Source organism: Acinetobacter higginsii, assembly GCF_000369525.1.
GTDB lineage: Bacteria > Pseudomonadota > Gammaproteobacteria > Pseudomonadales > Moraxellaceae > Acinetobacter > Acinetobacter higginsii.
This window is the reverse complement of sequence record NZ_KB850072.1, coordinates 1,336,515-1,354,674: the sequence shown is the minus strand read 5'-3', so window position 1 is coordinate 1,354,674 and position 18,160 is coordinate 1,336,515. Positions and strand designations below refer to the sequence as shown.

The window sequence follows — 18,160 nt, the reverse complement described above, 5'->3', positions numbered from 1 at the left end:
CCTTGGAGAGATTTCATGAATAAAAAAGAAGTTATTGAAAAAATTAAAAAGTGTTTAGCGTTGAGTAAGTCAGCAAATCAACATGAAGCAGCAACAGCATTGCGTCAAGCTCAAGCATTGATGGAAAAATTTAACATTGATGCAGACGATGCCGAACTGTTAGGTATTATTGACGCTGAAATCACTGGCAGCGGCTCTCATAAGCCACCTGTATTTGAATCAATGCTTGCTCAAGCAGTAGCAAAAATTATGGATTGCAAAGTTTTTCTTAGTTACCGAGCAGTTAGAACTCCAACCATCAAAGTTGTCACTGTCTGGAACTTTGCAGGCTTTGATCCAGCACCTGAGATTGCAAGCTATGCTTTTGATGTGCTTTATCGCCAACTCAAGAAAGCTCGTACCAATTTTATCAGCACAAAACTCAATCGAGTTCAAATCCGTAAAAATAAAATCAAACGTGCTGATTTGTTTTGTGAAGGTTGGGTCATTGAAGCATCGGAACAAGTTCGGCGCATTAAACCTGATGTGGAAAAACTTAAACAAATTGAGGCTCATATTAATAAAACTACCGAACTAACTAAATTTCAGCCTAAAAACCGTAATGAAAAAACCAACCTTGAATCTAGTCGCAGTCGCAATGATTATTGGTCAGGTCGTCAGGCTGGTAAAGATGCCAAAATCAATCATGGTATGGATGCAGGTAAACAGGTTGAAAAGCTAGGAGCAAGTTCATGACAGAAATTATGAATTGCTTAAGCGTATTGGCTTTGTTTGCAGTTTTTGGCATTGGTTTAGTGACTTGCTGCACTGAAGCAAAAAAGGCTTGGTCAGCACGAAAGATTACTGGTCAGACAGTCTTTGAACGCAAAGCTTATGGCCTTAAAGCTGGATCATCTTTGTGTCTTGCAGCACTGGCTTTGATTGGACTTGCTGATGCAGCTAAAGGAGTGTTCTGGTAATGGCTAAATTCAATAAAAAGCTGAATTTGATCAAGCTCATTCATGTAGCTAAAACAAAGCTCGGTCTAGACGATGATGTATATCGTGACATTTTAAAAAGTACGACAGGTAAAGACAGTTCTAAACTTTTAACTCCAGCACAACTTGAAGCTGTACTGGATCGTTTAAAACAACTTGGCTTTGCTGTTGTACCTAAAAATAAAGACGATATTAAAAACTTGGCAAGCGACTCACAAAGTAAATTAATCCGTCATTTATGGCTTCAGTTGCACGAAGCTGGTCACGTTAAAAATGGCAGTGAAAAAGCACTGGCACAATTTGTTGAAAACCGTGTTGAAGTGAGTGCATTACAGTTTTTGAGCAGCAAACATGCAGACATGATCATTAATCACTTACGCCAGTGGTGCAAACGTTGCGGCATTGAGCGTGTCACTTTAGAAGTATAGGAGGTATAGATCATGGCTTATCGTCCGCACATCACCGATGCACAGCAAGTTTTCACAGACGATGAGATCATTAACCTGATGCCTAAAAATTTCATCTTCATTGCACGTTTGATTAAGGTCGAAAATGCGCTGAATTTAATTGATGCCTTCGGTGGTACTAAAATCTACATTCCAATTCGTCAGGCTTTAAACGTAAATTCTGAGCTTGCGCAAGTGATAGGCTTGAGTAAGCTTCAGTTGCTTGCAGATCAGCTTGGCAATGATCACATTGAAATTCCAATGGGCACACCGATCACTGTTGCCATGCGCAACAGAGCGATCCGTGAACAAGCACCAACAATGTCTAAAGAAAAGCTTGCTCGTAAATTCAGCGTGACACTGCGGACGATTCGCAGTATCGTAAACTCTGAAGAGAAGCTTAATGTTCAGGAAGACCCCAATCTTGACTTATTCGATGAATAAGAAAAGCGGACAAATAGTCCGCTTTTCTATTTCATAGGATGTAAAACCTTTTCAAAACTCATCCCATTCAATCCCACAATATCCCGTCAAATCCCACAATTATCTCGTTACTCTTATATATTTATATTATTAGGTATCAAGAAAAATAGCCAATGCTCGTATTTCATGAAAAGTTGGAATTTGCCTACCTTTCAGTTCTGGATATGCCTTAGCACGTTTAACAATCCTCAAAAACTCTTCGGATAAATATTGAGGGAGAATTTGGGTCCAATGCTCTTTATTTACATTTTTGGTTTTACGCTTAGGGATTTGATGAATTACAAACGGAGTAACGACTTTAGCGGACTTACATCGATCTAAAACCTTTTGCAGTTCTGCATCAACTTTAATTCGCACATACCCAGCACCTTCCATCACCTCAAATTCATCGAATGAATCAGTCGTGGTTTTCTGTTGTGCAATATGAATATATCCATCATAAATATCATCCCAACGTAGAGCCACAATATCCGTACGTCTTTGTGTGGTTAAAAGAGATAGGTCAATTGCGTTCTGAAGCCACAATGGGGAATGAGCCCTAATCTGTTGTAGTCCCGCAACTGTATGGCGCTTTCGTTGTCTCTGAACGTGCTTTGTCAAAGTAATTCGGGCAGGGTTATCAGGGCAGATACCTTTACTCATCGCAACATCAAAAATATTACAAAGCAAGCTTCTAAGCGCCTTTCGATTTGATGGTGTCAGCTCATCTAATTGATCATTTACCATTTTTAAAGTAATGGAGTCTAATGATTTATTACCCCAAACTTTGAAAATTCGGTTCAACTGAATCTGATAATTCTTCTTTGTATTGTCTGATATAGGCCGCCCATCTTTGCGTCTTTTTTCTTCAAGAAACTCTTCGCAAAATTCTTTGAAAGAAATAGTTTTACCTGTGACGCTAGAAACATAATCTTCTTCCTGAATCAGTAATGAGTTAAGTTTACGTGCTGCTTGAATTGCTACAGTCTTATCACACCCCATAGAGTGAAATTTTCCAGTGACAGGGTGGCGATACCTCCATGAATTGCCATTAGCCGACTGCCAATTTATGTGCACGATGATGGTAAAGAAGTTGGGTTTGATGCTGCTCAGGCAGTAGGAAAGATCAGCTCTTTAAATGCGGAAGCTAAAACTCATCGTGAAGCAAAAGAAGCAGCTGAAAAATCACTTAAAGTCTTCGAGGGGCTAGATCCTGAAAAGGCTAAAACCGCATTACAAACAGTGGCTAATCTTGATGCTAAAAAGCTTGTGGATGCAGGTGACATTGAGAAAGTCAAAGCTGAGCTTACTGATGCACTGAAAAAATCATATGAGCCACAGATTCAGCAACTTACCCAAGAACGTGATTCAGTTCAGGCTCAACTACATAAAGAGCTGATCGGTGGTGGATTTGCTCGTTCAAAGTTCATTCAAGAAAAAATTGCAGTACCTGCTGACATGATCCAGGCAACCTTTGGCAATAACTTCAAAATTGAAGAGGGCAAAGTGGTTGCTTATGGCATTGATGGCCAAAAAATCTATTCACGAACTAAGCATGGTGAAGTTGCCGATTTCGATGAGGCCTTGGAAACATTAGTTGGAGGATACCAACACAAAGACTCAATTCTAAAAGGCAATCAAAGCTCTGGTGGTGGGTATGGTGGTCAAGGTGGCGGGGGAAATAACAACAATGTCGGCAACATGGGCGGAACAATCCAAGAACGCCAAGCCGCCATTGCAGCCAAATTTAATTTAGATAAGTAATTGGAGAGATTATGTCTTTAACTCAAATGCAGGTGTTCAATGAATACATCATGCCTGCCACAATTGAAACCTTAGCCCAAATGGTGCAAAAGTTTAATGCTGCATCAGGCGGTGCAATTCGATTGACCACAGAAGGCTTCACTGGTGACTTTTTACAAGAGTCATTCTTCGCATCACTTGATGGTGCGCAGCGTCGTGTAGATCGTTATGCAGCAAATGGAACCGCAACAGTGACTGATCTTTCAGAGATTAAACACTCAAGCGTAAAAGTTGCCGGTGGTATTGGCCCTGTGCGCTATGAACCATCTCAAATGACTTGGTTGCAGCGCCCAACTGCACAAGGCATTGAAGTTGCATCACGTACCTTTGCAAGTCTAATGCTTAAAGATCAACTGAACACCGCAATCGCAGCTCTAGTCGCAGCAATTTCGAACCAGCCAACAGCAACCAATGATGTTTCGGCAACAGGTGGACTTACATACAGCGCCATGAATGGTGCACATGCTAAGTTTGGTGACCACTCAGGCAACATCATTACTGATGTGATGAATGGTACTGCGTATCACAAATTGATTGAGAAAAACTTGAGTAATGCTCAGCAGTTATTCCAATCAGGCAATGTCCGTGTCATTGATATTCTTGGCAAGTTGGTTGTTGTTACTGATGCACCTGCTTTGTATACGGCAGGGACGCCAAATAAGCTTAAAGTGCTTTCATTGACTGATGCAGCTGCAATCGTTTCAGATGGTGGTGATGTAATCTCAAACATTGAAACCACAAATGGTAAGGATCGAATTGAAACTACACTTCAAGTTGATTATTCATTTGGTGTTGGTTTAAAAGGCTATACATGGGATGAAGCCAATGGTGGTAAGTCACCAAGTGATACCGAGTTGGCAACAGGCACCAACTGGGATAAAACAGCAACTAGCATCAAGCATACAGCAGGTGTAATCACCATTGCGGATGCAGCACAGTAATGAATAGGCAGCCTTCGGGCTGCTTTGTTTTTGGAGTTGAGAATGAGTAAAGAGCAGAAAGTAATTTACGAACCACATCCCGTTAGCCCAGAGCGAAAGGCTGAACTTCGTGGACAAGGCTATAAAATCCTTGATGCAGTGTTTAAACCAGAAGAACAAACTGGAAAGCGAAATACACGCACTCCTGAGCAACCAAAGGAATAACCCATGACCTTTATCACCATTGCGGATGCAGAAACAATCTTAGGGGCTGACTTTGCACCAGATGGTGATAAGGCTAGATTGGTTCTACTTGCAAATACTTGGATGAAAAACGAGATTGGGTACGTACCTGATCCAGTAACAGACAATTTAAAGCTTGGTTCTTGTGAGATTATCAAAGGCATTCTGGCAAATGAGATTTATAGTGGCAAAGAACAAGAACTAAAACGCAAGAAAGTTAAAGCTGACACTGTAGAGTCAGAGAAAGAATATCAGGATGGAAGCTATTCATTATCAAGCTTTGAGCAGATTGCTTTAGCTCTGATTGAAGCTGAAGGGCTGCCTAAACATAAGTTCTTTACCATCCCTTTAATAAGGAACTGATATGGGCCTACGTGATGAAATTCAGACTGATATTGCAGAAGCCTTCAATACTGATCTAGCTGATGCGGTTTATTCATTCACCTGTGAAAGAGTCACTCAATCAGGATGGGACCCAGTCACAGAAACGTCTACTGAGGTTAAAGTGAATTACTCGGGGCGTGGTGTTCTTTTTGGCAAATACAGTGCTTATGAGATTGCCAATTTAGGTATCGAAGCAACAGATAAGAAAGCTACCTTGCTTCAAAACGAAGTGACAAATATACCTCTGATCAATGATGAATGGGTAACGCCTCAAGGTAAGTTTAAGGTGATTCATGTTGCTCAAGATCCTGCGAAAGCGACATGGGTTTGCCAGTTGAGGATGGTTTATTAGTTTATTTTATAAAATTTATAAGGCTATGCCTATTTTACAAATAAAAAATTTAAAATATTATTGACTAAATTTAATGATGGATTTTAAGGATCTCATGGCACTTTTAGGATTTAATTTAGAGGAAGCTGAACAGGCTAATAAACAAATAAAAAAATTGAAAAACCTTATTAAAAAAAATAAAGATTTTAAGGAAAGTCTATTAACAGATTCTGAAGAATATAAAGAAGTAAAACGTTACTTTAAAATCCTATGTTCATATTTAATGTATAGATGCGATTCAATAAAACAGGGAACTAATTTCTATCGAGTCAGACCATTGGGGTTGGATGAGGAAGTAACTAGCAAATCGGGATTACTCTATCCAACTTTAGATGTGGCAACTTCGGGCAGGATGAACAACAAAATCTTTAATGTTATGTATACCTCGTTTAATGAATTCACTGCATGTATGGAAACAGGTATTTTTAAGAAAAAAATAGGTGATAGATTTCAGTTAACAAGATTCAAATCTAATAGAGATCTAGGTGTTTATAGGTTAGGTACGTTTTCAGAAATATATTTTAATCTGCCAAGAGACTCGGAGGCTTTTAATGCTAAAATGGAATATTATAAAATCCCAAGTCAAAGTACACTTAAGGGATTTTCTGCATTAGAAAACTTGTTATTAGGAGTATTGTATTCTAAAGATGATTCCTCTTATTTATTATCTTCAATATTAGCACATGCTATATTTGAGAAAAATGAAGAGTATAGCCCTAACCGTATAGATGCGATACTTTATCCATCACAACAAAGCACGCATGGAATAAATTTAGCTTTCAAGACTAGCGTTGCTGATGAACTAGAAGTTACCTTTACATGTTTGAATAAGTTAGAAAAAAAGTATACCAATAAAATGATCAAATATTACACTCTTAAAGAGTGTATGGAAATCACCTCAGATGAAATTCTTTATGATGACGTTAAATCGAATTGTATCTGGCGTTAGAGTTTTATATTACTTTTGAGGTGATCTATGACTTGGAAAGGGAAGAGGCCGACTAACTTTGCTTTTCAAGTCAAAGATGCGTCAAAGAACCTTGTTCAAGATATTGCAATGGATATGGTACAAGGTTTGATGGTCAGTAGTCCTGTTATGGATGGAACGTATAGAGCTTCACACATTGTTTCAATCAATAGTCCTTCATACTCCATAAGCAGCTCATCAAGTTCGGCACCCAAAGGTAGTATCGATCCTAAAGCATTTAGTGATGCTGCCAAAGCAATAGCCCCTCTTAAGCTTGGCGATATTGTCTATGTGCAGAACAACTTGCCTTATGCAGAACGCTTGGAAAATGGACACTCAATGCAAGCAGCTGAAGGTGTTTATGGTGTGGTCTATAATTACATAGTACAAAAATACGGTGGCTAACATGGCAATGACACTAGAACAGACAAGACAAGCCATTGTTGGGCGAATGCAGTCATTTACAGGCATCACTCAAGACCGAATTCAGTATCCTAATGCACCAAACTTTAATGTGCCTATTGATGGGTTATGGTGCCGACTGAATATTATTGGTGGGCCTAGCATTATCGCAGGGTTAACTGATTCCCCATGTACACGCAGAACAGGAACTATCAATATTCAGTGCTTTGCCAGACCTCATAAGGGCGAAAAGTCGATTACTGAATTATGTGATTCATTAATTAGTCACTTTGAATACTTTACCTCTGTCCATCTTGAGTGCCTACAAGGTCAAGTGATTAATGCAGGAACGGATAAAGACTTCTTGCAGTACAACGTCACAGTGAGCTACCGGGTAAACTAAACGATTAAATTCAATATACACCACCTTTCGAGGTGGTTTTTTTATGCCTATAAGGAGTAAAAACCATGTCGAGTGGTTCAAAGATTCGCCTCTATTATGCAGAGGAACAAACCCCTGAAGTATTACCAACAACACCGGTATGGAAAACGGTACGACGAGTTACTGATGGACTAACTGAAAATGTCACAACTGAATCATCAACAAGTGTAGTTGACTCTCGTTTTCGTCAGGGTGGTATTGCAACCGAAGCGGAAATAACAGGTTCACTTGAAGTTGAATTATCAGTAGGGCTGTTTGATGACTTCTGGTCAGCTGTTGCTATGAATAACTGGGCCAGTGATGTTCTTAACTTTGGTGGTGATGTTCGCAAGACTTTCACTTTCGTTAAGGTTTACTCTGACATTAACCAGGTATTTATTTACCGTGGTGTTCGTATTAACGAAGCAACCATGAACATTGCGACAACGGGCAAGATCACGGCTACATTTGGACTAATGGGAACCTTGTTTGAGAAGACCACAACAAATCCAGTAACTTCGCCTTTGCCAGTACCAGACTTAGCACTTGTATCGTCACTGAATGTTGGCGACTTGAAAGTTAATGGTGCAACTGTAGTTGGAACGGCTTGTATGCAAACACTCGCTCTAACTATTAACAACAATATGGAAGCTATTCGCTGTATTGGCTCTCAGAAGCTCTCAGCAACGACTTACTTAGAAAAGATTGTAGATATCACAGTCAATACTCAATACATGTTCTCAGCGCAATCTGCGGGCTATATCGACTTTATTAAAACACGGGACACGATGCCTTTAGAGTTCTCTATTGAAGATTCTGCTGGTAATGGCTATGCATTCCAATTCCCTCAGTTAGAAGTTTCTGAGGCAGCACATCCTGATGGCGGTGGTGAAGACACCATCACAATCGATATCAACTATAACCACATTCGTGTTTCACCAGTTATCACTCGTGTGATTGCCCCATAAGAAATATGGCAGCTTTAGGCTGCCTTTTATTTGGAGAACACCATGGCTTTAGAAGTCAACATTCAAACAAACAAAGACGTCAGCCTATGGCGCGAATATAAAGATAGTGAAGGAAATGTTCTTGCTGAATTTAAGGTTCGAGGAATTGGGTATAAGCCTTATCAAGTAGCATTGGAGCGAGCAAATCATCAAATTACGTCAAAAGGCTTTGATGTTAAAAATGCTACTAAGGAAGATAAGCTATATCATGAATTAATCCTTGAAGCTTCTGCATGCCATTTAATTGAAGATTGGAAAGGCGTGGTCTTCGTTGAAGAAAATACTGGTGGAGAGTTAATTAAGACAGAACCAAGCTATGACAGTGAAAACGCTGTAAAACTTCTCGGAATGGGTGATGTAGGTGTTTCTATCTGGTTATTTATTAAAAGTGAAGCTGAAAAAATCCAGTTAGAAGCGGATGCATACAAGGTTGAAGTTGTGGGAAAGTCACAACCCTCTATAAATACTCCAGTCAATACGCACGTCTCACGGACCACGAAAAAGCGCAAAGAAAAGCCTTAGGCCTTCCTGAGATTGAACCACCTGAATATTCATTCACAGCAAATGCCATTCTTTCAGCTTACAACACCATTGCTCGTTCTAGACGATACGAGCAGGGTGTTCCTTTGGCTTTAGACATAGCAGCTATCAATGCGTATGTTGAGCAGTACGATCTGCCAGTAGAAAGATACATCTTCAATGAATGCATCTTCACACTAGACAATCTATTTCTTGATGAGTCGCATAAGAAGGCTAAGGCAGAAGCAACTAAGAGGATTACATGATGAGCATGGTGGGGAGGTAATAAGCCATAAAATATGGCTATTTATTGATAAAAAATAAATTTAATTGTAATATTTTGTAAGTAAAATAAAGTTCAAAAAACACGGTTTTTGATCATTTTGATCATTTTGTTTATTTTGGCAATATTTCGCAATAAATAGCAATAATAAAACAGTGCATTGAAGGTGCTGGGCGACAAGATTTAACGCACTTGATTGGCAAAGAAGTAGCCATTTAACCTTAACTCAATTATGATCAACTTATTCAATGAATTCATAACGATTTTAATGAGTCATTGATAAGTAAAAACCCGATGTTGACGCATCGGGTTTGGGAAGTGAAGTTGACGCTTCACTGAATGTTTTTAATCGCCGCGGATGGCACAAAACTAAAGAGACTTTAGAAATGTAAAACAGTTAAAAACAAGTTTTATCGGAACTCCGATAGGTAAAGCTGGCTTTACCCTATGGGTAAAACTATAGATAGATTTATCTATGTATGCAAACAAAATGTTTACTTTTTTGAACATTGATTGTGTGCATAACTCTATTAATTAGGTTTATTTCATTGTTTTTAATAAAAATATTTATAAAATCTCAAATAGTTGTGTCTGGCGAATCTCATAAGAGGTACGTTTAGATGACTACATCTAAGAATAATCAAGTTGAACCACGACTAATCCGTCGTAAAGAAGTGCAAACTAAAACTGGCCTAGGGGCTTCTTCAATCTACGCCATGATGAAAAGTGGTGAATTTCCACAATGTCTAAACCTATCTGAGCGTCGTGTTGCTTGGATTGAGTCAGATATTAATCAATGGATTGCCAACCGCATCGCTGAACACAAAGCAGTGCAGGGGGTAGTTTAATGACTGCAATAGTAAAATTAAAGTTTGAAGAATTTGAACAATCATTTGATAGCCATGGTTGGTTTAATGCAACAGAAGCAGCTAAGCGGTATAGTAAAAGACCTAACGATTGGCTAAACCTTGCGGAAACTAAAGAGTATATCCATGCTTTGGCTGAAGTGATGGAAATTCCAATTACCAGTAAAAATGGTAATTGCACCAACTTGATAAAAACAAAACGAGGTAAAGAGGATGGTGGTACTTGGCTACATCCAAAATTAGCTGTCCCATTTACACGATGGTTAGACGTTCGTTTTGGGGTATGGTGTGATGAACAAATTGACAATCTTATTCGCACCAAACAAGCGCCTATATTTATTCAAGATATGGTTCGACTAATGATATTACCTAAAGCTACAGTTTGGGAAAAACGCTTTCCAGACTCATTTTATAAAGCTTTAGCAAAAGTTACTGGCACCAAGTTCAACAACCATATTGGTGGAACACCCGCGATTTTCGGCGATCTAACAAATAAGTGGGTCTATGGGGTAATAATGCCAAAAGATGTGTTGATTGAGTTACGTGCTAATAAACGAGATGGAGAAAAAATGCATCAGTGGCTTACAAATGGTGGTGAGAAGTTGCTTACTGATCAGATTAATAAGGTCGAGGCGATTGCTAACTCATCAAATGATTATGCTGATTTTATTAGTCGGTGTTTTCAAGCTTTTTCAGCAGCAAAAGGGCAATTAAGGTTGATATTGCCACAAAGCAAATATTGTTTAAGTTAAGCCTAAACACAATATATCTGCTGCATCGAGTTTTTTAATACCTAACTGTTTATGTTATAAATACCCTCAAATAAGAGGGTATTTTTTATGCCACAACAAAAAGATTTCACTCGACCAGAATATGCTAATCCAATAATGGATATGTGGGAGTTCTTTGCTGAAAACCCACAGTTTACGCTAATAAGCCATGAACCTGTTAAAGGTGGGGTTAGAGCATTTTATACGGTGGTGGGTTAAATTATTTATATCCTTCTTCATAGTTTTTCACTAAAAAGTAAAATAAACTATATGAAAATAAGGGGGAATAAATGAAAAAACTATTTTTATTAGCAATATTATTGGGTTTGTCGGGGTGTGGTGATAATAACCAGAGCGATACTCAAACCAATACACAGACAAGTACATTACAGAAAGCAGAAGCGACTCCAATTGTAGCAAATTATAGTTTAGCTGCTTTACCACGAACGTTTGGGGCCATTGCACCACTAGCTGGATGGAATGTTACTAAATCAACTGTAATGGGTGCTTCAACATTAATCGATGCAGCAAAAGGGAGTATGACATCAGCAGCATTAATCACACCAAATGCAAAACAAGTTGCAGAGGTATTGAGAGGTGGGGCTGCTGGGATTGCTTTAAGTATCGCAGTTGATCAATTACTTGATGCTGTTGATTGGGTGTTAGATCCTGAAAATAATCAGATTAAATATCACGAAAGAGATCCAATTAAGCCGCCAAATCTGCCATTTTATTATAGAAGTAGTTTTCCACTCGAAGGCAATTATGTATACGGAGCTACTAAAGTCCAGTTATGTAACAAAATGGTTGCTATAGCAAACGGCATTAATAATGGATATAGCTATGAACTGACTGGTATAAATGGTCAGAATTCGGGACAGTGTGTTGTCAAAATGACTCGAATTCGTGATGGTGAAAAATCTAATGGTGCATTTAGTTATACTTCGATAGATAATAATTCCTATGATCCAAAAAAATTAGATAAGGCTTTATCCCTTGAAACTGTTGCTGAACAAGTAATTTCCAATGCAGACGCAGGCAGCTTAGATGCTCAAGTTGCTACTAACCTAGCCGCTCAAAATATTCTTAATGATGTGGTTCAAGCTGAGCCAGTTGTTCAGGAGTTGGAGAATAATGCTGATGATAAATGTCCTAGTGGAATAGTAAAAAATGGAAGCTGTTGGGTATGTGAAAGAGATCAATATTATCCAATGAGCAGAGCGACCAGGGATGCTAAAACAGCCACAAGAGGAAAGAGCTGTAAGGATGTAACTGATACAGCAACTAAAACTGCAAATGCAGCACTTTTTAGGAATTTAATAAATGCAAGAATACAAGAAAATGCTTGTTGGTCACCTCCTGATCCTAACCATGCTATAGCACTTGTTGATGCGCAAAATGCATTAAGTCTATGTGAAAATTAATTATGGGTATCAATATTAAAGAGCTTCTTGAAAGCGTTTTCCCTCCGTTCCAATTAGGGGAAATTCGGACCCTACTAGAATGTGATTTTTATGACACTCATTATAGATATTTCGACGAAATAGATGACGATTATTTATTTGCTATCGAAATGTTAGCAGAAGATCTACTCCTTGAATTTGGTTTTGATTGGCCTGACTTTTACCTTCAAATTGGACTAGAAGCAGCTCGTTCACGTAGTAGACCACAAGAAGGTATCCAGACTTGGAAGGATGTAAGTTATGAATACTTATATTATTTTGGGATAGATTGTAGCTACTTAAGCTCGAATGGTTTTAAATTCTTTTTAGCAGCTGCTATTTATCACTTCCTAACAACAGATAAAAACAAAGCTTTTATAGATAGCTTTGTTTTTAGATTGCAAACACGATGGGAAGAAGATAATCACGTTTTTAATGATGATCAAAAAGAATTTATTGAAGAGTTCTTAAGAGTAAATAGTTAAGCCATAAAAGCCCCTCGTGGCTTTTTTACACCCAAAATCTAACGCGCCTTTAGGCGCTTTTTTATTGCCTAAAGGAAAGTGATATGACTCAAGAATCGCGCTTAGTTATTGTGATTGACTCAAGAAACGCAGAAAGAAATGCCCGCAACTTAAGCGATGAACTAAATAGCATTGAACGAAATGGAGACTTTGCTACTCGTTCTATTGACAGACTTAGTGTAGCGACACGTCAACTTGCTGGCTATATAGCTGGTCTAGTAACTATAGGAACGGCAGTATCGAAAATGGATACTTATACAGGCCTGCAAAACAAACTTAAATTAGTCACAGATTCGCAAATTGCTTTGAATAAAGCAATGCAAGATACGTTTAAAATTGCCCAAAATACAGGGCAGGCTTGGGAATCAGTATCACAGATTTATCAACGCTTTTCAGATAATGCAAAAAGACTTAACTTGAATCAAGCCAAGACTGCAGAGTTAACAGATACTGTTTCAAAAGCTATTGCAATTAGCGGTGGATCGGCATCATCTGCCGAAGCAGCTTTAATTCAATTTTCTCAAGCACTCGCTTCAAATGTACTCAGAGGTGAGGAACTGAATTCTGTTATGGAGCAAGCTCCTGGACTTGCAAAAGCTATTGCTCAAGGTATGGGTATCACAGTTGGTCAATTAAGATCTGTAGCTGCTGAGGGGAAAATTACAGGTGACGTACTTGTTGATGCATTGGGTAAAGCTAAGGCATCTGTAGACGATTTGTTCGGTAAAACAGATTTTACAATTGCTAATTCTTTCACTCAGTTAAGTAATGCTATTACAAAGTTTGTGGGAGAAGCTGGGAGTGGTAGTGGCGCTGCACAAGCAATTTCTGCATCCTTAAGTGGGCTTGCCAAAAATCTCGAGACTGTGACAAACATCGCTATGATTGGTGGTGCATATTGGGTGGGTACATTAATCCCTGTAATGTATAAGTCTGTTGTGGCGAGTGGTGCAAAAGTTAAAGCCTTATTTGAAGAGATTCAGGCAACCAATGCAGCCATTGTTCAGATTCAGCGAAAAGCACAAGCTGAATTTAATGCAGCACAAGCAGAAATGTCGTCTGCGCGGGCTGCTGTTTTAGCTGCTGAGATAGAAGTAAACGCAAATCGTGCAGTAATTCAGTCAGAAATTCAAAGAATGCAGGCGACTATTGCTGCAACGAATGCGGAAAAAGCCCAAGAAGCACAGCGATTAAAATCACAAATTACTGATCAAGGTCGAGCAATGTCTATTAGCCGTATGGCAACATTGCAACAGACTCAAGCCTTAATGACTGCTGAACTGACGGCCTTAGAGCAGCGCTTAGCATCAACAACTGTTGCTTCTTCTGCTGCATATACATCTGCTAGAAATGCACAAACCGCAGCCACTGGACGTTTAACAGCTGCAACTTCAGGGCTCAATGTTGCCAACTCTTTGACAACAAGATCAACTTTTGGATTGTTAGGTGCTTTAGGTGGTCCAGTCGGTTTAGGTCTAACAGTCGCAGGTGTTGCAGCATCTTATTTACTACTTCGTGATAATACAGAGAAGGCTACAAAATCACTAAACGAGCAAGGTAAAACAATTGATGAAATTATTAAGAAGTATAGAGAATTAGATGAGGCTCAAAAACGTTCGCAATTACGTGTTGAGACAACTAGCTTAAGCGAGCTTACCAAGAAATATCGGGAAGCTAGCGATACTTTATTTAAGTACACAATCAATATTGAAAAGTATGGATATGTGTCAGCTGAAGCATCTGAAAAAATAGGAGCATTGGCTCTACAGTATGAGCAGGGTAAGATTTCCGCATCAACTTTAGCTTCAAAAGTAAATGCTTTAACCGGCGTTAGTGAGAAGGCTAAAGCGAAAATTGATGAACAAACAGGTGTTGTTGCTAAACTAAGAAATGAACTTCAGTTACAAAAGAACGTTACTGAAGAAATGATTTCACAGTCTAAGAGATCAACACAATCAACTGACGCAGAAACCAAAGCCATAAATGCTAAGCGAATTGCACAAGAGATGTTAACTACAGCTCAAAAAACGGCATCGTCTGAAAATCTTAAAAACCAGTTCTTAATTAACACTATTCAGCGAAATGGCAGTAATAAAAGTGCTGTGGATTTTGCAAATTTTATGGCTAGTTTCCGCGAAGCCAATAAAATCCCATTCTCAGAAACTCTTTCTGCAGAAATGCTTAAAGTAGCGCAAGCTCAGTATGCTATTGAACAGCAAAGGAAGAAGCTGATTGATGGTATCACTGATTCTGAGAAGGACAGAACTAAAGAACTAGAGAAACAACTTAAGGTGTTACAGGTAAATGCAAAGGTTCAGGCTAATGCATCCAAATATAACTTTGGAGGGTTAGAGAACAAGTATGGCTTGCCTAGCGGGATGTTATCAGCAATTCATATGATTGAATCACGAGGTAATACTAAGGCCTATAATAAGGATACGGGCGCAAGTGGTGGATTCCAATTCCTGTCAGGAACAGCAAAACAGTATGGGGTTAAAGATCGATTTGATTTAGGTCAATCTGCTGAAGGTGCAGCAAAGTATCTTCAATATCTTCTAAAATTATTTAATGGTAATGTCGAGAAGGCAGTCCGAGCTTACCATGCTGGTGAGGGTAATGTTCAAAAGGGCAAAAACCTAGGTAAATATAATAATCAATATATCAAAGATTATTATGGTTATATGGGTGGCGCTATCGGTTATTCAGGAGATGAGAAAGACTTTATTTCTCTAATGAATGATCAGGTCAAAGAACGCCAAAAAACACTTGCTGAAATCAAACAACTGCAAGCTCAATTTGATACAGAAACCATTGCTAGAAGCAAAGCCCGTGATGAACAGATCGAAATGGCAACTGCTTTGGGCCAAAAACAACTTATTCCTGAAATCAAATTACGCTATGAAACTCAAGAGAAGATTGCAAAACTGCAATTGGACAATGAACTAAATGGCTATAAGTGGACGGAAGAACAGAAGCTTGAATTTTCAAAGCAGATCAACATTCTACGCTTAGATGCCGAAGGTAAACTTTCTGATGATCAGAAGGCTATTGCTAAGAAGGCTTATGATGAGGGCTACTCATACCAAGCTGGATTGATTAAGTTGGCAAGTGAGCAACGTATATTTCAAGCAAACCAAGTTATGTATTCAGAAATGGATCGAATCAAAAAACGTTATGAGTTTGAACGTTTAGAGATTATGAAAAACTTGGATTTGAAAGAGCGTAGTGCATTACTAGCTGCATCGTACATTAATCAAAGCCAAGAGGAATCAAAACTTAGAGATAGTGCTATTGGCGATTATCGATCAGTGATGGGATTGGAAAATTCCCCACTTGTAGAGCAGTTTAAGATTATTGATAAATTGCGTGAAATAGATCTAGGAAATGAAAAGATCTATCAGGAGGCAAAATTACAACTTCAAGCCAAATATACATCTTCTTATTTGAGTGGCATGTTTGGTGGTTTTGCTGTGCTGGTAGATGAAAACTCGAAAACCTATGCTGTTTTGTTTGCGGCTCAAAAAGCATTTGCAGTTGCGCAAGCAATGTTAAACATCCCACAAGCATACTCAAAAGCCTATGATGCTGTAGTCGGCACCCCTTATATTGGCCCATATATAGCTCCAGCAATTGGAGCAGCTGCAGCTGCATTACAAGTAGTACAAGCTGCAAGTATTAAGAATATAAGCATGCCTGGTTATTACAAAGGTGGCTTACATTCTGGAAGCGGCTATGTTCGAGGAGCTGGATCAACTACTAGTGATTCAATTAATGCATATTTATCTGATAAGGAGTTTGTAACAAACGCATGGGCGACTGATAAAATCGGGTTAGCAAATATGCGCTATATGAACCGAACCGGCGAGTTACCACCAAACCGTGAGGAGGCTCAATTAAGTGCAATCCAACGGCAACAGCGCCAAACTGATTTAATCAATACATCGATTAGTCAGAGAAATACAGGCGCCATTCAAAATGCTGTGCCAACAGTAGTTGATAATCAGATGAAGGTTGTAATTCTTGATGATCGATCTGCAGTTGAACAGGAGCTAATGGGTCCATCAGGAGAAAAAGCTTTCTTGTACCATTGGAACCGGAATAAAAGTAAGCTGCGATAAATATTGGACTAAAGCTATCTATATGGTAGCTTTAATCTAATTTAATTATTAGTAGTAGCAAAATAATGAAGAAAATTATTCTTATGGGGATCTTGTTTGGATTAACTGGTTGTGCTTCGGATTTAATGTCAAAAGCAAACGTAACAACTAGTAATTTTGATAATTCTAAAAATATTAGTGCACGAGAAATGCCCGCATTAGCACAAGATAAATGGCATCCTAGTAATGTTTTTTTTGGTGCACGATGGACTGATAGAGTACCTGACTTTGTGGTTTTAGAGGTCAAATATATGCACGATTATCAGAACTTAAATAAATTAGATTTTAACGTTGATGGGCAATTATTTTCAGCTAAACGTATGGATGTTTTAACAGATTTAGAGCGTAATGCTTACTATAGAGCTAGTAAAGCACCTTTTGTTATTACAGTCGATCAGGCTAAGAAAATCCTTAACTCAACAAATGCTAAATTTAGAATTACAACGCTATCTGGGCAATATACAGATGGTGCAATTGTGCTAAATGGCGATAAATCTATGGCATATAAAAGTATTAAAAATGTAGTTGATCAAATTCAGTAAAAGTAGGTAAGTAGCCAATTTTATAGATTAAGAGCACGAAAAATGACAATGTGTGTATTGATAAGAAATGCTGGTTCTTTAGTGATGGCAGCAGATAATAGATCTGTTTACATGCAAAATGGCAAAGTAATTCAGGTTATTTCTGATGAAGTAAAAAAAGTTATTGAATGGAATGGTGGTTACATTTCTGGATGTGGTAGTGCAGACATACTAGAGGATGTGAAATCATTTGCTGCTATAAATCCCATTACTGATGTCTACCAAATAGTTGAGTATCTTGAGAAATATAAAGCTAGTAAGAAAATTGATGACTATTGGATAGACACCACTCATCTAACAGCTATCTATCTAACTGATGTTGGTGAAAGGGCAATATATATCAGCGCAAAGAATGTACAGCCTAGAGCATTAGATGACTCAAGTGTCTTAATACTGGTTAAAGATGTTGATACTGAAAAGTTTAAAGAACTTATAATGGCTGAGTTTCATGAAAATGGGTTTAATATTGAAAATGTTATCGAAATATTAAAAGAACTTTTTGTGTTTGTATCAAAACGAAACGAGACAGTTTCAAGTTCATTTGACTTCGCATTCCAAAACCATGAAATGCGAGGATTGATTGCATTAAATTAAA

The 18,160-nt window shown here is 38.4% G+C and carries 23 protein-coding genes; 22 read left to right on the top strand and 1 reads right to left on the bottom strand.

Going from position 1 to position 18,160, the window contains the following annotated elements:
- The first annotated feature begins 15 nt into the window (after positions 1–15).
- From F902_RS12420 to F902_RS12405, 4 genes are read left to right on the top strand one after another with little or no spacing between them, the layout of a single operon-like run.
- A complete protein-coding gene (locus F902_RS12420; RefSeq protein ID WP_005203916.1) occupies positions 16–735 on the top strand; it encodes a DUF2786 domain-containing protein in 720 nt (239 codons plus the stop codon).
- The gene (locus F902_RS12415; RefSeq protein ID WP_005203909.1) at positions 732–959 is read left to right on the top strand and encodes a hypothetical protein; all 228 of its coding nucleotides are present in this window, start codon (positions 732–734) and stop codon (positions 957–959) included. Before F902_RS12420 ends, F902_RS12415 begins: the two co-directional genes overlap by 4 nt.
- Positions 959–1,405: a gp16 family protein gene (locus tag F902_RS12410; RefSeq protein WP_005203907.1), complete on the top strand. Its 447-nt coding sequence runs from the start codon at positions 959–961 to the stop codon at positions 1,403–1,405. Before F902_RS12415 ends, F902_RS12410 begins: the two co-directional genes overlap by 1 nt.
- Positions 1,406–1,417: 12 nt before the next feature.
- Positions 1,418–1,867 (top strand): Mor transcription activator family protein, encoded by a 450-nt coding sequence (locus F902_RS12405; RefSeq protein ID WP_005203905.1) that lies wholly within the window; start codon positions 1,418–1,420, stop codon positions 1,865–1,867.
- Between the two features lie 129 nt (positions 1,868–1,996).
- Here F902_RS12405 and F902_RS12400 read toward each other — a convergent pair whose 3' ends face one another.
- Positions 1,997–2,962, bottom strand: a complete 966-nt coding sequence (locus F902_RS12400) for a phage integrase Arm DNA-binding domain-containing protein (RefSeq protein ID WP_228129736.1) — start codon at positions 2,960–2,962, stop codon at positions 1,997–1,999.
- Here F902_RS12400 and F902_RS12395 point away from each other — a divergent pair.
- The 18 genes from F902_RS12395 to F902_RS12320 all read left to right on the top strand — a co-directional run bounded on the left by F902_RS12395 (position 2,930) and on the right by F902_RS12320 (position 18,159).
- Positions 2,930–3,649, top strand: coding sequence for a DUF6651 domain-containing protein (locus F902_RS12395; RefSeq protein WP_171061046.1), 720 nt, complete (start codon positions 2,930–2,932; stop codon positions 3,647–3,649). The two genes, F902_RS12400 and F902_RS12395, sit on opposite strands and share 33 nt — an antisense overlap.
- Positions 3,650–3,660: 11 nt before the next feature.
- The gene (locus F902_RS12390; protein ID WP_005203873.1) at positions 3,661–4,629 is read left to right on the top strand and encodes a major capsid protein; all 969 of its coding nucleotides are present in this window, start codon (positions 3,661–3,663) and stop codon (positions 4,627–4,629) included.
- 42 nt (positions 4,630–4,671) lie between these two features.
- Complete coding sequence (locus F902_RS22660; protein WP_005203872.1) at positions 4,672–4,833, top strand: hypothetical protein; 162 nt, start codon at positions 4,672–4,674, stop codon at positions 4,831–4,833.
- A gap of 3 nt (positions 4,834–4,836) precedes the next feature.
- Positions 4,837–5,214 (top strand): hypothetical protein, encoded by a 378-nt coding sequence (locus F902_RS12385; RefSeq protein ID WP_005203870.1) that lies wholly within the window; start codon positions 4,837–4,839, stop codon positions 5,212–5,214.
- Between the two features lies 1 nt (position 5,215).
- Complete coding sequence (locus F902_RS12380) at positions 5,216–5,587, top strand: hypothetical protein (protein ID WP_005203868.1); 372 nt, start codon at positions 5,216–5,218, stop codon at positions 5,585–5,587.
- Between the two features lie 94 nt (positions 5,588–5,681).
- A complete protein-coding gene (locus F902_RS12375) occupies positions 5,682–6,575 on the top strand; it encodes an RES domain-containing protein (RefSeq protein ID WP_005203867.1) in 894 nt (297 codons plus the stop codon).
- 27 nt (positions 6,576–6,602) lie between these two features.
- The gene (locus F902_RS12370; protein ID WP_005203866.1) at positions 6,603–6,998 is read left to right on the top strand and encodes a hypothetical protein; all 396 of its coding nucleotides are present in this window, start codon (positions 6,603–6,605) and stop codon (positions 6,996–6,998) included.
- A 1-nt stretch (position 6,999) separates the two neighbouring features.
- A complete protein-coding gene (locus F902_RS12365; RefSeq protein WP_005203865.1) occupies positions 7,000–7,398 on the top strand; it encodes a phage tail terminator-like protein in 399 nt (132 codons plus the stop codon).
- A gap of 65 nt (positions 7,399–7,463) precedes the next feature.
- Positions 7,464–8,384, top strand: a complete 921-nt coding sequence (locus tag F902_RS12360; RefSeq protein WP_005203864.1) for a phage tail tube protein — start codon at positions 7,464–7,466, stop codon at positions 8,382–8,384.
- Positions 8,385–8,426: 42 nt separating this feature from the next.
- Complete coding sequence (locus F902_RS12355) at positions 8,427–8,945, top strand: hypothetical protein (RefSeq protein ID WP_005203863.1); 519 nt, start codon at positions 8,427–8,429, stop codon at positions 8,943–8,945.
- Positions 8,946–9,845: 900 nt separating this feature from the next.
- Positions 9,846–10,073, top strand: coding sequence for a helix-turn-helix transcriptional regulator (locus F902_RS12350; RefSeq protein WP_005203862.1), 228 nt, complete (start codon positions 9,846–9,848; stop codon positions 10,071–10,073).
- On the top strand, positions 10,073–10,843 hold the full coding sequence (locus F902_RS12345; RefSeq protein ID WP_005203861.1) for a KilA-N domain-containing protein: 771 nt from the start codon (positions 10,073–10,075) through the stop codon (positions 10,841–10,843). The genes F902_RS12350 and F902_RS12345 overlap by 1 nt, the downstream gene beginning before the upstream one ends.
- 87 nt (positions 10,844–10,930) lie before the next feature.
- The gene (locus F902_RS22655) at positions 10,931–11,080 is read left to right on the top strand and encodes a hypothetical protein (RefSeq protein ID WP_005203859.1); all 150 of its coding nucleotides are present in this window, start codon (positions 10,931–10,933) and stop codon (positions 11,078–11,080) included.
- Between the two features lie 71 nt (positions 11,081–11,151).
- Positions 11,152–12,285, top strand: a complete 1,134-nt coding sequence (locus F902_RS12340) for a hypothetical protein (protein ID WP_005203857.1) — start codon at positions 11,152–11,154, stop codon at positions 12,283–12,285.
- 2 nt (positions 12,286–12,287) lie between these two features.
- Complete coding sequence (locus tag F902_RS12335) at positions 12,288–12,788, top strand: hypothetical protein (RefSeq protein ID WP_005203856.1); 501 nt, start codon at positions 12,288–12,290, stop codon at positions 12,786–12,788.
- 83 nt (positions 12,789–12,871) lie between these two features.
- Complete coding sequence (locus F902_RS12330; protein ID WP_005203854.1) at positions 12,872–16,945, top strand: tape measure protein; 4,074 nt, start codon at positions 12,872–12,874, stop codon at positions 16,943–16,945.
- 65 nt (positions 16,946–17,010) lie between these two features.
- Positions 17,011–17,526, top strand: a complete 516-nt coding sequence (locus tag F902_RS12325) for a hypothetical protein (protein WP_005203853.1) — start codon at positions 17,011–17,013, stop codon at positions 17,524–17,526.
- 42 nt (positions 17,527–17,568) lie between these two features.
- Complete coding sequence (locus tag F902_RS12320) at positions 17,569–18,159, top strand: hypothetical protein (protein WP_005203852.1); 591 nt, start codon at positions 17,569–17,571, stop codon at positions 18,157–18,159.
- Position 18,160 lies beyond the last annotated feature (1 nt).

Bases quoted from the DNA above. Each gene is read 5' to 3' on its own strand.
- F902_RS12375 (WP_005203867.1), top strand. From the start codon at position 5,682: ATGGCACTTTTAGGATTTAATTTAGAGGAAGCTGAACAGGCTAATAAA.
- F902_RS12405 (WP_005203905.1), top strand. From the start codon at position 1,418: ATGGCTTATCGTCCGCACATCACCGATGCACAGCAAGTTTTCACAGAC.
- F902_RS12330 (WP_005203854.1), top strand. From the start codon at position 12,872: ATGACTCAAGAATCGCGCTTAGTTATTGTGATTGACTCAAGAAACGCA.
- F902_RS12420 (WP_005203916.1), top strand. From the start codon at position 16: ATGAATAAAAAAGAAGTTATTGAAAAAATTAAAAAGTGTTTAGCGTTG.
- F902_RS22660 (WP_005203872.1), top strand. From the start codon at position 4,672: ATGAGTAAAGAGCAGAAAGTAATTTACGAACCACATCCCGTTAGCCCA.
- F902_RS12325 (WP_005203853.1), top strand. From the start codon at position 17,011: ATGAAGAAAATTATTCTTATGGGGATCTTGTTTGGATTAACTGGTTGT.
- F902_RS12390 (WP_005203873.1), top strand. From the start codon at position 3,661: ATGTCTTTAACTCAAATGCAGGTGTTCAATGAATACATCATGCCTGCC.
- F902_RS12415 (WP_005203909.1), top strand. From the start codon at position 732: ATGACAGAAATTATGAATTGCTTAAGCGTATTGGCTTTGTTTGCAGTT.
- F902_RS12360 (WP_005203864.1), top strand. From the start codon at position 7,464: ATGTCGAGTGGTTCAAAGATTCGCCTCTATTATGCAGAGGAACAAACC.
- F902_RS12365 (WP_005203865.1), top strand. From the start codon at position 7,000: ATGGCAATGACACTAGAACAGACAAGACAAGCCATTGTTGGGCGAATG.
- F902_RS12350 (WP_005203862.1), top strand. From the start codon at position 9,846: ATGACTACATCTAAGAATAATCAAGTTGAACCACGACTAATCCGTCGT.
- F902_RS22655 (WP_005203859.1), top strand. From the start codon at position 10,931: ATGCCACAACAAAAAGATTTCACTCGACCAGAATATGCTAATCCAATA.
- F902_RS12355 (WP_005203863.1), top strand. From the start codon at position 8,427: ATGGCTTTAGAAGTCAACATTCAAACAAACAAAGACGTCAGCCTATGG.
- F902_RS12380 (WP_005203868.1), top strand. From the start codon at position 5,216: ATGGGCCTACGTGATGAAATTCAGACTGATATTGCAGAAGCCTTCAAT.
- F902_RS12340 (WP_005203857.1), top strand. From the start codon at position 11,152: ATGAAAAAACTATTTTTATTAGCAATATTATTGGGTTTGTCGGGGTGT.
- F902_RS12385 (WP_005203870.1), top strand. From the start codon at position 4,837: ATGACCTTTATCACCATTGCGGATGCAGAAACAATCTTAGGGGCTGAC.
- F902_RS12320 (WP_005203852.1), top strand. From the start codon at position 17,569: ATGACAATGTGTGTATTGATAAGAAATGCTGGTTCTTTAGTGATGGCA.
- F902_RS12335 (WP_005203856.1), top strand. From the start codon at position 12,288: ATGGGTATCAATATTAAAGAGCTTCTTGAAAGCGTTTTCCCTCCGTTC.
- F902_RS12345 (WP_005203861.1), top strand. From the start codon at position 10,073: ATGACTGCAATAGTAAAATTAAAGTTTGAAGAATTTGAACAATCATTT.
- F902_RS12410 (WP_005203907.1), top strand. From the start codon at position 959: ATGGCTAAATTCAATAAAAAGCTGAATTTGATCAAGCTCATTCATGTA.
- F902_RS12370 (WP_005203866.1), top strand. From the start codon at position 6,603: ATGACTTGGAAAGGGAAGAGGCCGACTAACTTTGCTTTTCAAGTCAAA.